This is a genomic window from Burkholderia sp. SCN-KJ, from assembly GCF_024656005.1.
In the GTDB taxonomy this organism is placed as follows: domain Bacteria; phylum Pseudomonadota; class Gammaproteobacteria; order Burkholderiales; family Burkholderiaceae; genus Burkholderia.
In genome coordinates, this window is the sequence record NZ_JANKOG010000014.1 from 105,332 (window position 1) to 119,865 (window position 14,534).

At 67.7% G+C, this 14,534-nt stretch carries 16 protein-coding genes; 5 read left to right on the top strand and 11 right to left on the bottom strand.

Translation table 11 applies throughout. The features are described 5' to 3' along the window. Positions 1–216: 216 nt before the first annotated feature. The 3 genes from slmA to argB are packed head-to-tail and all read right to left on the bottom strand — an operon-like array spanning position 217 to position 2,533. On the bottom strand, positions 217–879 hold the full coding sequence (gene slmA, locus NQV17_RS22750; RefSeq protein WP_257773972.1) for a nucleoid occlusion factor SlmA: 663 nt from the start codon (positions 877–879) through the stop codon (positions 217–219). Beyond that, entirely contained in the window at positions 846–1,637 is a 792-nt protein-coding gene (locus NQV17_RS22755) for an HAD-IA family hydrolase (protein WP_257773973.1), read from the bottom strand. The genes slmA and NQV17_RS22755 overlap by 34 nt, the downstream gene beginning before the upstream one ends. Beyond that, the gene (gene argB / locus NQV17_RS22760; protein WP_006490510.1) at positions 1,634–2,533 is read right to left on the bottom strand and encodes an acetylglutamate kinase; all 900 of its coding nucleotides are present in this window, start codon (positions 2,531–2,533) and stop codon (positions 1,634–1,636) included. The genes NQV17_RS22755 and argB overlap by 4 nt, the downstream gene beginning before the upstream one ends. A gap of 414 nt (positions 2,534–2,947) precedes the next feature. Between argB and NQV17_RS22765 the strand changes: the two genes are divergently transcribed. The 3 genes from NQV17_RS22765 to NQV17_RS22775 all read left to right on the top strand — a co-directional run bounded on the left by NQV17_RS22765 (position 2,948) and on the right by NQV17_RS22775 (position 5,247). After that, positions 2,948–3,172 carry a cysteine-rich CWC family protein gene (locus NQV17_RS22765; RefSeq protein WP_257773974.1) on the top strand — a complete coding sequence of 75 codons (225 nt, stop codon included), beginning with the start codon at positions 2,948–2,950 and terminating at the stop codon, positions 3,170–3,172. Positions 3,173–3,284: 112 nt separating this feature from the next. After that, on the top strand, positions 3,285–4,691 hold the full coding sequence (locus tag NQV17_RS22770; RefSeq protein WP_257773975.1) for an ATP-binding protein: 1,407 nt from the start codon (positions 3,285–3,287) through the stop codon (positions 4,689–4,691). Between the two features lie 13 nt (positions 4,692–4,704). Continuing rightward, positions 4,705–5,247 carry a response regulator transcription factor gene (locus NQV17_RS22775; RefSeq protein WP_044847841.1) on the top strand — a complete coding sequence of 181 codons (543 nt, stop codon included), beginning with the start codon at positions 4,705–4,707 and terminating at the stop codon, positions 5,245–5,247. Between the two features lie 85 nt (positions 5,248–5,332). Here the strand turns inward: NQV17_RS22775 and hslU are convergent, their stop codons facing one another. The 8 genes from hslU to dapF all read right to left on the bottom strand — a co-directional run bounded on the left by hslU (position 5,333) and on the right by dapF (position 13,502). Next, positions 5,333–6,676 carry an ATP-dependent protease ATPase subunit HslU gene (gene hslU, locus NQV17_RS22780; RefSeq protein WP_257773976.1) on the bottom strand — a complete coding sequence of 448 codons (1,344 nt, stop codon included), beginning with the start codon at positions 6,674–6,676 and terminating at the stop codon, positions 5,333–5,335. Positions 6,677–6,686: 10 nt separating this feature from the next. Beyond that, positions 6,687–7,223 (bottom strand): ATP-dependent protease subunit HslV, encoded by a 537-nt coding sequence (gene hslV / locus NQV17_RS22785; protein ID WP_006760749.1) that lies wholly within the window; start codon positions 7,221–7,223, stop codon positions 6,687–6,689. A 238-nt stretch (positions 7,224–7,461) separates the two neighbouring features. Beyond that, on the bottom strand, positions 7,462–7,878 hold the full coding sequence (gene dksA, locus NQV17_RS22790; RefSeq protein WP_006477498.1) for an RNA polymerase-binding protein DksA: 417 nt from the start codon (positions 7,876–7,878) through the stop codon (positions 7,462–7,464). 492 nt (positions 7,879–8,370) lie between these two features. Next, complete coding sequence (locus NQV17_RS22795) at positions 8,371–9,444, bottom strand: GTP-binding protein (RefSeq protein ID WP_124486689.1); 1,074 nt, start codon at positions 9,442–9,444, stop codon at positions 8,371–8,373. A 198-nt stretch (positions 9,445–9,642) separates the two neighbouring features. Further along, a complete protein-coding gene (locus tag NQV17_RS22800) occupies positions 9,643–10,857 on the bottom strand; it encodes a class I SAM-dependent rRNA methyltransferase (RefSeq protein ID WP_124520553.1) in 1,215 nt (404 codons plus the stop codon). 76 nt (positions 10,858–10,933) lie between these two features. After that, positions 10,934–11,854, bottom strand: coding sequence for a tyrosine recombinase XerC (gene xerC, locus NQV17_RS22805; protein ID WP_257773977.1), 921 nt, complete (start codon positions 11,852–11,854; stop codon positions 10,934–10,936). 13 nt (positions 11,855–11,867) lie between these two features. Continuing rightward, positions 11,868–12,593 (bottom strand): DUF484 family protein, encoded by a 726-nt coding sequence (locus NQV17_RS22810; protein ID WP_124486687.1) that lies wholly within the window; start codon positions 12,591–12,593, stop codon positions 11,868–11,870. Between the two features lie 39 nt (positions 12,594–12,632). Beyond that, positions 12,633–13,502, bottom strand: coding sequence for a diaminopimelate epimerase (gene dapF, locus NQV17_RS22815; protein WP_124486686.1), 870 nt, complete (start codon positions 13,500–13,502; stop codon positions 12,633–12,635). Between the two features lie 419 nt (positions 13,503–13,921). Here dapF and NQV17_RS22820 point away from each other — a divergent pair, with 419 nt between their 5' ends. Together NQV17_RS22820 and NQV17_RS22825 are read left to right on the top strand one after the other, a co-directional pair. Further along, positions 13,922–14,200: a type II toxin-antitoxin system RelE/ParE family toxin gene (locus NQV17_RS22820; protein ID WP_257773978.1), complete on the top strand. Its 279-nt coding sequence runs from the start codon at positions 13,922–13,924 to the stop codon at positions 14,198–14,200. Positions 14,201–14,214: 14 nt separating this feature from the next. Further along, the gene (locus NQV17_RS22825) at positions 14,215–14,517 is read left to right on the top strand and encodes a HigA family addiction module antitoxin (RefSeq protein ID WP_257773979.1); all 303 of its coding nucleotides are present in this window, start codon (positions 14,215–14,217) and stop codon (positions 14,515–14,517) included. Positions 14,518–14,534: the final 17 nt, after the last annotated feature.

Consider the following 14,534-nt stretch of genomic DNA (forward strand, 5'->3'; position numbering starts at 1 on the left):
ATCATTGTTGGCGCCGTTCAAGTGCGTGGCTGCATCGGTTCGTTCGTCTGCCGTGTCGATCGCAACCAGGGCAGACGACGCCCGGCGCAAAGTGCGCATGGATGGGCGTGGCCTGCATCGGGCCGCTCGAACCGGAAGCGGCGCTTGATTCAGCGGTGGGCGGCCGTTACGCGGATGTGCCGGATCGTGCGTCGATTTGCGTGTGCGCGCCGCGCGTCACTGCAGAATCAGCCGCAAATGCGCATCGGCCTGTTCCCCGGGCGGCTTCTGGAACCCGCCTTTGGCAAAGCGATGCCACCGGCCGATCACATAGCTGACGAGCAGGCTTGCGCGCGTGGCGGGATCGTAATCGGCCGGCAGCACGAACGGCGCCGCGCCGTCGGGCGCCTGGGATTCGGTGCGCGCGACCCGCAGGCACTGCTTGACGGTCGCCTCGATCCGGTCGAGCAGCTGGTTCACGCGCTCGGTGAGCCGCTCGTCCTCGCCGACCAGCGCCTCGCCGGTCAGCACGCGCGTCATGCCGGGGTTCTTCGCGGCGAAATTGAGCATCGTCAGCGCGATCGTGCGTGCCTGCAGCACGCCGTTCGGCTCCTTCGCGACGATCTGGTTGACGAGGCCGAACAGCGCCTGCTCGATGAACTCGATCAGCCCTTCGTACATCTTCGCCTTGCTGGAGAAGTGCCGGTACAGCGCGGCTTCCGACACGTCGAGCCGGGCCGCGAGCGAGGCCGTCGTGATTTTTTCGGGCTTCGGCGCCTCCAGCATCGCGGCGAGCGTCTGCAGGATCATCACGCGCCGCTCGCCCGGCTTCGGGCGCGGGCGGGACGGCGTGGCCTGGTCTTCCGTTACGGCTTGGTCCTGCGGGTAAGTCGGCTGCATTTTTGTCGCCCCGATCGTGTGCCCAGTCGCAGCGATTTTAACGAACGAATGCGCTGGTCGACATAATGCGGCCGGCCGATGTTCGGCAGATGACCCGGCAGGTGGCCCGTGATCCATACGGTGCCGATGCCGAGGCGCTTGTAGCGCTTCAGGTGGCTGCGGGTATCCTCGACGAGGATCGCGTCGGCGAGCCGCGCGTGCGCGGCGCGCAGCGTGCGGCGCAGCATCGTGTGATCGGGCTTTGCGCGCCACGCGCGCCGGTCGCGCATGTGCTCGATCGCGATCACGCGCTCGAACAGCCGTTCGATGCGCAGCTCGCGCAGCACCGCGCGCGCATAGTTCTCGGGCGCGTTGGTCAGCACGAACTTGCGGCCCGGCAGCGCGGCGATGATGCGCGCGAGGCCGCGCTCGGCACGCAGCATCGCGGGCAGGTCGGAAAACGTGTGCACGACCCGCAGGAAGTCGTTCGGATCGATCGGATGATGGCGCGCAAGGCCGAGGAGTGCGGCGCCGTAGCGCTGCGTGTAGCCGGTGCGCAGGCGATCGGCTTCGACGCGCCCGACGTGGAGCGTGTCGATGATGTATTGCGTCATCGCGCGGTTGATCTCCGGGAAGATCGCGTGCGATGCGTGATGAAGCGTGTTGTCGAGATCGAACAGCCAGACAGGCGAGCCGGCGCGCGGCCGGCTGCGGGAGATGCGCCGGCGTCGCAGCGACGCCGGCAGGTCGGGGCGGGTGGTTTTGCGGCGCGCGCTCAATGCGAGCGGATCATCGTGCCGAACGGCTGCTCGGTCAGGATTTCCAGCAGCACCGAGTGCTCGATGCGGCCGTCGACGATGTGCACCGACTTCACGCCGCTCTTCGCCGCGTCGAGCGCCGACGAGATCTTCGGCAGCATGCCGCCCGAGATCGTGCCGTCCTCGAACAGCGCGTCGATCTCGCGCGCCGACAGGTCGGTCAGCAGGTTGCCGTCCTTGTCCATCACGCCCGGGATGTTGGTCATCATCAGCAGCTTCTCGGCGTTCAGCACCGTGGCGAGCTTGCCCGCGACCAGATCGGCGTTGATGTTGTACGAGAGGCCGTCCTCGCCGAAGCCGATCGGCGAGATCACCGGGATGAACGCGTCGTCCTGCAGCGCCTTCACGACCGCCGGGTTGATCGCCTCGACTTCGCCGACCTGGCCGATGTCGATGTACTGGCCCGGATTGTCGCGGTCCGGCATCAGCAGCTTGCGAGCATGGATCAGGCCGCCGTCCTTGCCCGTCAGGCCCACCGCATGGCCGCCGAAGTGGTTGATCAGCATCACGATGTCCTGCTGGACTTCGCCGCCCAGCACCCATTCGACGACTTCCATCGTTTCTTCGTCGGTGACGCGCATGCCCTGGATGAAGGTGCCGGCCTTGCCGATCTTCTTCAGCGCATGATCGATCTGCGGACCGCCGCCGTGGACGATCACCGGATTGATGCCGACCAGTTTCAGCAGGATCACGTCGCGCGCGAAACCCTGCTTGAGCCGCTCTTCCGTCATCGCGTTGCCGCCGTATTTGATCACCACGGTCTTGCCGTGGTAACGGCGGATGTACGGCAGCGCCTCGGCGAGGATTTCTGCTTTCAGCGTGGGGGCGATCTGCGAGAGGTCGATGGGCTCGGACATGGCGGCGGCTCTGGCTGGGAACGGTTGAAACAGGGCGAATTGTACAGGAGTGGCGCAGCGCAGCATCGGGTTTTTGGGCTGGCCGGACGGCCGATCACGCGGGCCCGGCGCCACGCGCGGCGGCCCGCTGGCCATGGCGCCGGACCCCACGCCGGACCCTGCGCCGAACCCTGCGCCGAACCCTGCGCCGAACCCTGCGCCGAACCCTGCGCCGAACCCTGCGCCGGGCTCCGAGCCGGGCTCGGATCCGGCCCCCGCGGCGGGCTCCGCGCCAACGGCGCGAACGGGGCGACGCCCGGCGCGTGCGGCGGTGTCGGCGGCACGCATCGGCCGGACGGCAGACGTGCAAAATCCGTGCGCCGCGCTATGCTTGTCGCGTAGGGCGACGTGCATGCCCGCTTTCACGCTTGAGCCATGACCGATTCCGCCGCCGACGCCCGTTCGACCCCGCGCCGAGCGCGTTGCCCGCACTGCGGGCGCGGCTTCGACTGCGGCGCCGGCACGCAGCCGTTCGAGTGCTGGTGTGCGTCGATGCCGGTCGTGCCCGGCGGCGCGCCGCCGGCAGCCGGTACGCGTTGCCGCTGTCCGGAGTGCCTCGCCGACGAGATCGCCCAACGTATGGCCGGTGCGCCCGGCTGACGGCTGCCGGCCCTGCAACCCGATGCAACGCCGGCTCGCCCGGTGCGCCGTTCGCCCCCACCGATCCGGCCCCCGGTAGAGGCGCCGGGCGCTAAACGGGTAAACTGCTCGGATGCAACGAATCACCACCACCGGGCGCGTCAACCTCAGTCACCTGTTCTGGCTGCGCAATCTCGCGATCATCGGCCAGCTCGTGACGATCGGCGTCGTGCAGACTTATTTCGGCGTGCATCTGCCGCTGCCGGCGATGCTGATGGTCATCGCGCTCGAAATCGTTTTCAATGCGCTGACCTGGGTGCGCGTGCTGCGCGCGCGGCCCGAGACCAATTTCGAGCTGCTCGGCCAGCTGTGGGTCGACCTCGGCGCATTGTCGGCGCTGCTGTTCCTGTCGGGCGGCACGACCAACCCGTTCGTGTCGCTGTACCTGCCGTCGCTCGCAATCGCGGCGGCCGTGCTGCCGTGGCACCTGATGATCTGGCTCGCGGCGTTCGCGGTCGCGTGCTATGCGGCGCTCGGCTTCGATTCGGTGCCGCTCAACATGGATAACCCGGCGAACCTGTTCGACTACTACCGCACCGGGATGTGGGCGAACTTCATGGTCAGCGTCGGGCTGATCGCATGGTTCGTCGCGCGCATGTCGAACGCGCTGCGCCAGCGCGATGCGGCGCTCGGCGAAGCGCAGGCGCACCTGCTGCGCGACGAGCGGGCGGTTGCGCTCGGCGTGCAGGCGGCCACCGTCGCGCACGAGATGGGCACGCCGCTGTCGACGATCGCGATGCTCGCGGAGGAACTGCGCGACGCGGCTCGCGCCGATCCGGGGCTCGCGCGCTACGAGGGCGACCTGAAGGTGCTGGAAGAACAGATGACGCTCTGCACGTCGGCACTCGCGCGACTGCGCAGCCGCGCGAGCGCGCCGGCGAGCCGCCAGCCGGTGGATGACTGGCTCGACACGTTCGTCGAGCACTGGCGCCTGCGGCATCCGCACGTGCAGTTCGAGCTGCTGGGTGCGCGCCCGTCGGGCGTCGCGCTCGACGACACGGTCGCGGCCGGCCAGATCCTGACTATCCTGCTCGACAATGCCGCGCGGGCGAGCCCGCACCGCGTGACGCTGGCCGCGAAGCTCGCGCACAACGACCGGACGGGCGACCAGATCGAATTCGAAGTATGCGACGACGGCCCCGGCATTCCGGCCGCATTGCGCGAATCGCTCGGCGCGATGCCGGTCGACAGCACGCAGGGCGGGCACGGGGTCGGCCTGTATCTTGCGTTCAGCGCGGCCGCGCGCCTCGGCGGCGAGGTCGAGCTGTCCGATGTCACGCCGCGCGCGGCGGGCGGCAACGGGCGCGCGGGTGGCGGTGCGAACGGTCACGCCGCTGCTGCGTCGGGCCAGCGCGCGAGCGAACGAGCGGCAGCCGCGCCGGACAGCCGCCCGGCTGGCGTCACCGGCCGCGGCACCCGCGCGGTGCTGCGCCTGCCGGTGGCGCGCGTCACGGCGCCGGCCGCCTCAACCAACACGTAGACGGAGAAACCACATGAGCGAGAACAATTTCCTGGTGATCGACGACAACGAGGTGTTCGCGGGCACGCTCGCGCGCGGCCTCGAGCGCCGCGGCTACGCGGTCCAGCAGGCGCACGACAAGGAGGCGGCGCTGCGGCTCGCGGCCGGCGGCAAGTTCCAGTTCATCACCGTCGACCTGCATCTCGGCGACGATTCGGGGCTGAGCCTGATCGCGCCGCTGTGCGACCTGCAGCCCGACGCGCGGATTCTCGTGCTGACCGGCTACGCGAGCATCGCGACCGCCGTGCAGGCCGTGAAGGAAGGCGCCGACAACTATCTCGCGAAGCCGGCCAACATCGAGTCGATCCTGGCCGCGCTGCAGACCAACGCGAGCGAGGTGCAGGCCGACGAGGCGCTCGAGAATCCGGTCGTGCTGTCGGTCGACCGGCTCGAATGGGAGCACATCCAGCGCGTGCTCGCGGAGAACAACAACAACATTTCGGCAACCGCGCGCGCGCTGAACATGCATCGCCGCACGCTGCAGCGCAAGCTCGCGAAAAAGCCGGTGCGGCAGTAAGCGACGCGGCGGCAGCGGCCGGCCGCCCTAACGAAAACGGGCGGCCCCGAAGGAGCCGCCCGTTTTGCATTCGCCGCCGCGCGCGTTACAGCACGTAGCGCGACAGGTCTTCGTCCTGCGACACTTCGCCGAGCGCACGGTCGACATACTGCGCGTCGATCGTCACGCGCTCGCCGGCGTGGTTGCCGGCCGAGAACGACACTTCCTCGAGCAGCTTCTCGATCACCGTGTACAGCCGGCGCGCACCGATGTTCTCGGTCTTCTCGTTGACCGAGTACGCGATCTCGGCCAGGCGGCGGATGCCGTCTTCGGCGAACTCGAGCTGCACGTCTTCGGTGGCGAGCAGCGCCTGGTATTGCTTGACGAGGCTGGCATCGGTCGCGACGAGGATCGCCTCGAAATCCTTCACCGACAGCGAGTCGAGCTCGACGCGGATCGGGAAGCGGCCCTGCAGTTCGGGAATCAGGTCGCTCGGCTTCGCGAGGTGGAATGCGCCGCTCGCGATGAACAGGATGTGATCGGTCTTCACCATCCCGTACTTCGTGTTGACCGTCGTGCCCTCGACGAGCGGCAGCAGGTCGCGCTGCACGCCCTGGCGCGACACTTCGCCGCCGCTGCCTTCGTTGTTGCGCGACGTGATCTTGTCGATCTCGTCGAGGAACACGATGCCGTTCTGCTCGACGTTCTGCACGGCCTTCGTCTTCACTTCCTCGTCGTTGAGCATCTTGGCCGCTTCCTCGTCGGTCAGCAGCTTCAGCGCTTCCTTGATCTTCACCTTGCGGCGCTGCTTCTTGCCGCTGCCGAGGTTCGAGAACATCGAGCGGATCTGCTCGGTCATCTCTTCCATCCCCGGCGGCGCCATGATGTCCATGCCGGTCGACGGCTGCTCGAGGTCGAGCTCGACTTCCTTGTCGTCGAGCTGGCCTTCGCGCAGGCGCTTGCGGAAGGTCTGGCGCGTCGCGTTGTTGTCGTCGTTCGCGTGGTCGGCATTGCCGCCGAAGCCCACCGCGCGCGGCTGCGGCAGCAGGATGTCGAGGATGCGGTCTTCCGCCTGGTCGGTGGCCTTGCTGCGCACCTTGCGCATCTCGGATTCGCGCGTCTGCTTGACCGAGATCTCGATCAGGTCGCGCACGATGCTGTCGACGTCGCGGCCGACGTAGCCGACTTCGGTGAACTTGGTCGCTTCGATCTTGATGAACGGCGCGTCGGCGAGCTTCGCGAGGCGTCGTGCGATTTCGGTCTTGCCGACGCCCGTCGGCCCGATCATCAGGATGTTCTTCGGCGTGATTTCCTGGCGCAGCGGGTCGGCGACCTGCTGGCGGCGCCAGCGGTTGCGCAGCGCGACCGCGACGGCCTTCTTCGCGTTGGCCTGGCCGATGATGTGCTTGTCGAGTTCCGAGACGATCTCGGCAGGGGTCATGGTGCTCATGGGGCGGTCCTTACTCGATCGTTTCGATGATGCGGTTGTGGTTCGTGTAGATGCACATGTCGCCGGCGATCTCGAGCGACTTCTCGACGATCTCGCGCGGCGACAGCTCGGTGTTCTCCGCGAGCGCGCGGGCCGCGGCCTGCGCATAGGCGCCGCCCGAACCGATCGCGCAGATGCCGCCCTCCGGGTCGAGCACGTCGCCGTTGCCGGTGATCACGAGCGTGGTGGTCGCATCGGCCGTGATCAGCATCGCCTCGAGGCGGCGCAGCATCCGGTCGGTGCGCCAGTCCTTCGCGAGCTCGACGGCCGCGCGGGTCAGGTTGCCCTGGTGCTTCTCGAGCTTCGCCTCGAAGCGATCGAGCAGCGAGAACGCATCGGCGGTGCCGCCCGCGAATCCGACCAGTACCTGGTTGTTGTAGATCCGCCGCACTTTCCGCGCGCCACCCTTCATGACGATGTTGCCGAGGGTTACCTGGCCGTCGCCGCCGAGCGCGACCTTGTCGCCGCGCCGGACCGAAACGATGGTCGTGCCGTGAAATTGCTCCATCTGCGTTCCTTGAGAAAAACGGGGAAGAGTCGGGCGGCGCGACGCGCCGCCGCGTGAATCCGCAGTGCGCCGGAGAGCGGCCCGGCGCGCGTCCGTTTCATTTTAGGGCGGGCGCCGGGATATCAAGAGGGGGACGCAAATCGGCCGGCGGGCCGGGAACCGGTGCCGGAAAAACAAAAAGCGCGCGGCAGGCCGCGCGCTTTCGGGAAGCAGCGTGTCGGAGCGGAACGCCGCTCGATCAGTCGCCGAACAGCTTCTGGCGCAGCTCGCGGCGCTCTTGCGCCTCGAGCGACAGCGTGGCCGTCGGACGCGCGAGCAGGCGCGGGATGCCGATCGGTTCGCCGGTTTCCTCGCACCAGCCGTAGTCGCCGGAATCGATGCGGGCGAGCGACTGCTGAACCTTCTTGAGGAGCTTGCGTTCGCGATCGCGCGTGCGCAGCTCGAGCGCGTGCTCTTCCTCGATCGTCGCGCGGTCGGCGGGATCGGGGACGATCACCGTCTCGCGCAGGTTCTCGGTCGTCTGGCCTGCGTTCTTGAGGATGTCCGCCTGCAACTGTTCGAGCCGATTTTTGAAGAAGGCGAGCTGATCCTCATTCATGTAATCCTTGTCGCTCATCTTCAGGATTTCGGCTTCGGTCAAGAGTTTCTTCGTCATCTGCTTGCTTCTTCAATGTGCGGCAAATCAGGAGATAGTGCCTGCACTTTGGGATTACCCGCAACTGCCGCTTGCAATCATTTGCGATTTGCCGCCGCGGGGCCGAAAGCCTCTGGAAAACCGGTTCTCAAATACCAGGACAGGCCTGGCGCGGATTTGCGCGCGCGGCGAACCGGTACTGCGCGGCAGATCGCATCGGCCGCGGCCGGGTGGCGGATGGGCGATCCGGCGCGGTTGCGATGCCCGGGTATTGGTTCTGCAAGAACCGGGCCTGTTATTGCCGTACTCCAGCGGGCACGTATTGTAACTGAATCGCAAGCGGGCGCCGTATCGGGTCGATCCCCGTCGGCTGCGCCAATATCTAGAAAATATAACGCGCAAATCGCGAAAAAGCGATGACGGCGAAACCCTGCCCGGAAACGGCACCCCGCAAGCGCCGCGGCCGCCCGCGAAGGCGGCCGCACGGAAGGCCTGCGACGCCGGCCCGACCGCTCAGGCGAGGCAGGCGTCGAGGCCGTCGGTGATCAGGTCCTGCGGCAGGTCGACGCCGATGAACACCATCTTGTTGGTCTTCTTCTCGACCGGCAGCCACTTCGCGGCGAGGTCGCTGCCCATCATCTGGTGCACGCCCTGGAACACGACCTTGCGGTCGACGCCCTTCATGTACAGCACGCCCTTGTAGCGCAACATCCGTTCCCCATAAATCTGCAGGATGCCGCCGAGGAAATCCTCCAGCTTGTTCGGGTCGAACGGGCGATCGTTGCGGTACACGAACGACTTGATCTTGTCGTCGTGGTGCGCGTGATGGTGATGGCCGTGGTCGTGATCGTGCGCGCATTGACCGTGATCGTGGTCGCAATCCGCGTGATCGTGATCATGGTCGTGATCGTGGTGATGGTGCGCGTGGTCGTCCTCGGCGAGGAAGTCGGGGTCGATCTCGAGCTTCGCGTTCAGATTGAAGCCGCGCAGGTCGAAGATTTCCTTGATGTCGGCTTCGCCGAAATTCACGACCTTGATCGTCGCCTTCGGGTTCATGTGCATCAGGCGGTGCTTGAGCGCCGCGACGGCCTGGTCGTCGACGAGGTCCGACTTCGTGATGAACAGGCGATCGGCGAAGCCGACCTGGCGCTGCACCACTTCGTGTTCGTCGAGCTGCGCGTTCGCATGCTTCGCGTCGACCAGCGTGATGACCGCGTCGAGCAGGAAATCGTCGGCGATCTCGCTGTCGATGAAGAAGGTCTGTGCGACGGGGCCCGGGTTCGCGAGACCGGTCGTCTCGATCACGATGCGGTCGAAGTCGAGCTTGCCTTCGCGCTTCTTCGCGGCCAGATCGCCGAGCGCGCGGGCGAGGTCGCCGCGGATCGTGCAGCAGATGCAGCCGTTGCTCATCTGGATGATCTGCTCGTTCGTGTCCTGGACGAGGATCTCGTTGTCGATGTTCTCTTCGCCGAACTCGTTCTCGATCACGGCGATCTTCATGCCGTGCTGTTCGTTCAGGATGCGCTTGAGCAGCGTCGTCTTGCCGCTGCCGAGGAAGCCGGTGAGGATGGTGACGGGAGTGGCCATGTCGGTCGCCTGTGGTTCGTGAATCGGGGTCAAAACCAGGATGTGTGCGTTGCGCCGTCGACTCGCGAGCCGGGGCGCACAACCATCCATTGAAACATACCTGTCAAGCCCTCGCCCGTCGTCCGGACGACAGGCGAGAGCGCGGCTCCGCCAGCGCACGAACGGCCGGCGAACGGGTGTGCGTCTAGATCGGGGCGATCAGACGATTTGCAACAGCAGCCCCTTCAGATATTCGCCTTCCGGGAACGCGGCGAGCAGCGGGTGATCGACGCCCGCGCCGAGCCGCTTCAGGATGCGCGCGTCGACCTTCGCGTCGGCGGCCGCGCCCGCGACGATCTTCTGGAACAGGTCCATGTCGATCGCGCCCGAGCACGAGTACGTGAACAGCAGGCCGCCCGGACGCAGCAGCTTGAAGCCGCTCAGGTTGATGTCCTTGTAGGCGCGCGACGCGCGATCGACGCTGTCGCGGGTCGGCGCGAACTTCGGCGGATCGAGCACGATCAGGTCGAAGCGCTCGCCTTCGTCGACGAGGCGGCGCAGCGTCTTGAACGCGTCCGCGTCGAGCCAGGTCGCGCGGTCGGGATCGAAACCGTTCGCGACGACGTTCTGCTGCGCGAGCGCGAGCGCGTCGCCCGACGAGTCGATCGACACGACGCGTTTCGCGCCGCCCTTGAGCGCCGCGAGCGAGAAGCCGCCCGTGTAGCAGAAGCAGTTCAGTACGTCGCGGCCGTCCGCGTATTGCGCGACGAGCGCGCGGTTGTCGCGCTGGTCGACGTAGAAGCCGGTCTTGTGGCCGTTCGGCACGTCGACGTGATAACGCACGCCGTTTTCGTTCGCGATCAGCGTCGCGGGCGGTGCGTCGCCGGCGAGCACGCCGGTGGTCTGCGCGAGCCCTTCCTTGTCGCGGATCGACACGTCCGAGCGTTCGTACACGTTCGGGCAGCCGGTCGCGCCGCTGAGCGCCGCGACGATCGCATCCTTCCATGCCTCGACGCCCGCGGCCATGAACTGGCACACGAGCTGGCCGCGCGGCGCGGCGCCCGGCTCGGCCGTGTCCGCGATGTAGTAGTCGACGATCAGCCCCGGCAGCCCGTCGGCTTCGCCGAACACGAGCCGCACCGCGCCCGTGCCCGACACCATCGTCGTGCGGTGCGCGACCGCGCGCTGCACGCGGCGCTTGAAGAAGGCGTGATCGATCGGCTCGTTCTCGTCGAAGCTCCACACGCGCACGCGGATCTGCGACTGCGGGCTGTACGCGCCGCGCGCGAGGAAGCGGCCGTCGTGCGCGCGCACGACCACGGTCGCGCCGGGTGCGGGCGTGCCGTCGACGCGGTCGATCGCATTGGCGTAGATCCACGGGTGCCGGCGCAGCAGCGATTTTTCCTTGGACGGTCTGAGTGTGACGGTTTGCATGATCGGATCGATTGGGGCCGCGGACGGCGCCGGCCGTTGCCGGCCGCCGCGCGCGGCGGGTAGGGCGGGACGCGCGTCAGTCGCGCTTCTTCGCGCGCGGATGCGCGCTGTCGTAAATTTTCGCGAGATGCTGGAAGTCGAGCGACGTGTAGACCTGCGTCGCGGCGACGCTCGCGTGGCCCAGCAGCTCCTGCACCGCGCGCAGGTCGCCGCTCGACTGCAGCACGTGCGTCGCGAACGAATGGCGCAGCACGTGCGGGTGGACGTTGGCGGGGATGCCCGCGGCCAGCGCCGCGCGCTTCACGCGGTCGCGCACGACGCCCGGCGCCATCCGGTTGCCGCGCACGGACACGAACAGCGGATGCGGATCGTGCTTCACGAATTCGCCGCGCACTGCGAGCCACGCGTTCAGCGCCTCGATCGCCTTGCGGCCGACCGGCACCTTGCGTTCCTTGTTGCCCTTGCCGCGCACGGTGACTTCGGCTTCGGCGAGATCGAGCCAGCCGGCCGAGCGGTAGCCGTCGGCCTGCGTGTACATGACGTCGAGCCCGACCAGCTCCGCGAGGCGCAGCCCGGACGAATAGAACAGCTCGAGGATCGCGTGATCGCGGATGCCTTCGGTCGTGCCGGCGAGCGGCGTATCCATGAGTGCGACCGCATCGTCGACCGACAGCGCCTTGGGCAGCGATTTCTCGCGTTTGGGCGCGCGCACCCCGGCAACCGGATTCGCGGGCAGCTCGACGCGCTGCGCGAGCCAGCGATAGAACGCACGCCATGCGGAAAGCCGGTGCGAGATCGAGCGAGCGGACAAGCCGCCCGCGTGCGCGCGCACGACCGCGCCGCGCATGTCGGCGGCCGTCAGCGCGTCGAGCGGGCGGCCGGCGGCGAGTTTCTTCAGTTCGTCGAGTTCGTGCGTGTACGCACGCAGCGTGTGTTCCGACAGCTGCCTGACGTGTTTCAGGTTCGACAGGTAGGCGGCGATCGGATCGTCGGTCATCGCGGGAGCGATCTCAATGCGGCAGCAGGCGCGTGAGCGCGGCGCTCGCGAGCGTCGCGATCTGCGCGAGGAAGTCGGTCGCCATCCCGTCGTGGAAGCGGCGCGGATCGGGCGAGCCGAGCACGAGCAGGCCGAACGCGGGCGCATCGGTGCCGCCGAGCGGCGCGCGCAGCGCGAGCAGCGCGACCGACGTGGCCGCGCCGTCGCCGGCCGGCGCGGCTTCGGCGCCTTCCGCCGCATTCGCGGCCGGCGCCGCGAGCGCGGGCGCGAGCCACTGGGCCGCTTCGAATCCGGTGTTCGCGCCGCAGTACGGCGTCGACAGCCCGTTCGTGAAGAGGCGCACCTCCTCGCCGACCTGGCGCGCGAAATCGGCCTGCGCGTAGGTGTCGGCGACGTCCCACACGCGCAGCGCGGTCTGCGGCACGTCGAACACGTCGGCGATGCCTTCGGCGATCGTGCGCGGCAGCGCGTACGGGTCGCGTTCAGCGATCACGCGCGCGGTCCAGCGGCTGAACTTCGCGGACAGGCTGTCGTTCTCGTGGCCGTAGCGCACGAGTTCGGCGAGCCGGCGCTCGAGATGCTTGTTCTTGTCGCGCAGCATCTCCATCTGCCGCTCCTGCAGCGAGATCGCGGCCTTGCCGTGCGGGTTCGCGAGACGGATCGTCGCGAGCAATTCCGCGTGTTGCGCGAAGAATTCGGGATTGGCGAGCAGGTAGTCGGCGACTTCGCGATCGTTCATGTGGCTGGAGCGTTCTTCGGTTATCGGGACGTTGAAGGGTCAGACGTTCAGGTCGATCTCGCCTTCGAACACGGTCGTGGCGGGTCCGGACATCATCAGCGCGGCGGCTTCGTCGCGCGCGCCGCCCCAGCCGATCGTCAGCGTGCCGCCATGCGTGTGCACGGTCACCGGCGAATCGAGCAGGCCGCGCCGGATGCCGGCCGCCACCGCCGCGCACGCGCCGGTGCCGCATGCGAGCGTCTCGCCCGCGCCGCGTTCGTACACGCGCAGCTTCACCTCGCTGCGCGACACGATCTGCATGAAGCCGGCGTTCACGCGCTGCGGGAAGCGGGCGTGGCGCTCGATCAGCGGGCCTTCGTCGAGCACGGGATACGCTTCGACGTCGTCGACGACCTGCACCGCGTGCGGGTTGCCCATCGACACCGTCGAGATCCAGCGCGTGTGGCCGCCGACGTCGAGCGGCCACAGCGTGTCGTTGCCTTCCGTCCGGCCGTCGAGGCCCGCAGCGTCGAACGGCACCTCCGCCGGCGCAAACACGGGCGCGCCCATGTCGACGACGACTTCACCGTTGTCCTGCATCGTCAGCGTGATCAGGCCCTTCATCACCTGCACGCGCACGCTGCGCTTGTCGGTCAGCCCGCGGTCGCTGACGAACTTCACGAAGCAGCGCGCGCCGTTGCCGCAGTGTTCGACTTCGCCGCCGTCGCAATTGAAGATCCGGTACTTGAAATCCGCGCCGTCGACGGTCGGTTTCTCGACGAGCAGCAACTGGTCGGCGCCGATGCCGAAGTGTCGGTTGGCGAGCGCGCGCACCTGCGCCTCGGTGAGCGGCGGCAACGCGCGCGAATAGCTGTCGAGCACGACGAAGTCGTTGCCCGCGCCGTGCATCTTGGTGAACGAGAGTTTCACTGGGTCCGGAATTCCATGGCGAACAGGGCGGCCGGCACGACGGACGCGGCGTGCCGCCATGCCGGGCGGCGTCGTTCGTCGTGCTGATCTCAACCGCAAATGATACATGCAGCCGACAGGGGCGTCCTGCGCGGGCGTGGTGCCGGGCGTCGTTCGGGCGGCGCAGCGCGGCGATGCCGGCCGATCGGCTGACTGGTCGCGTGGGCACCGAGTCGGCAGATTGAGGTGGTGCGACGTGGCGAGCGTTGTCGGGACAGGTGAATCCGGCGGTATGCGTCCCGCCGTTGCCAGCGCACGGGATTTCGCCGCGTGCGCGTTTTCGTACCGGTCAAATTGACAAATCAATCAGGCGATTCGTATAGTCTGGCTATACGCCATGTGGGCCATGCCGTCGAATCGCACTCGAGTGTGGGAGGCCCATGATCAAGTCATGGCAGCACAAGGGGCTGGAAGCGTTTTTCACGAACGGGAGCAAGGCTGGCATCCGGCCGGATCATGCCCCGAGGTTGCGGCGCCAGCTTGCCCGTCTCGACATGGCGAGCCAGCTGTTCGACATGAACGTACCCGGCTGGCGCCTGCATGGCCTCGCCGGCGGGCTGGAGGGTTACTACTCGGTGAGCGTGAGCGTCAACTGGCGCCTGACGTTCAGATTCGAGGGCCCGGATGTCGTCCTGGTCAACTATCAAGACTATCACTGAGGTCATTCAACGCCATGACTCGCATCTTCAATCCGCCCCATCCGGGCGAGGCGCTGCGCGACGACGTCTTGCCGGCGCTCGGCCTGACCGTCACCGAAGCCGCCGCGCAGCTCGGCGTCACACGCGCGGCGCTGTCGCGCATCCTGCACGGCCATGCCGGCATCTCGCCTGAAATGGCGCTGCGTCTCGAAGCGTGGCTGGGCGAGGAAAACGGCGGGAAGGCGGATCTGTGGCTGGCGCAGCAGTCGGCCTACGATCTCTGGCAGGCGCGCGCGAAAGGCGCGCCGAAGGTGGCGAGGGTGCAGGCGCGTCTCTGACGACGCGCCCGCGGTTC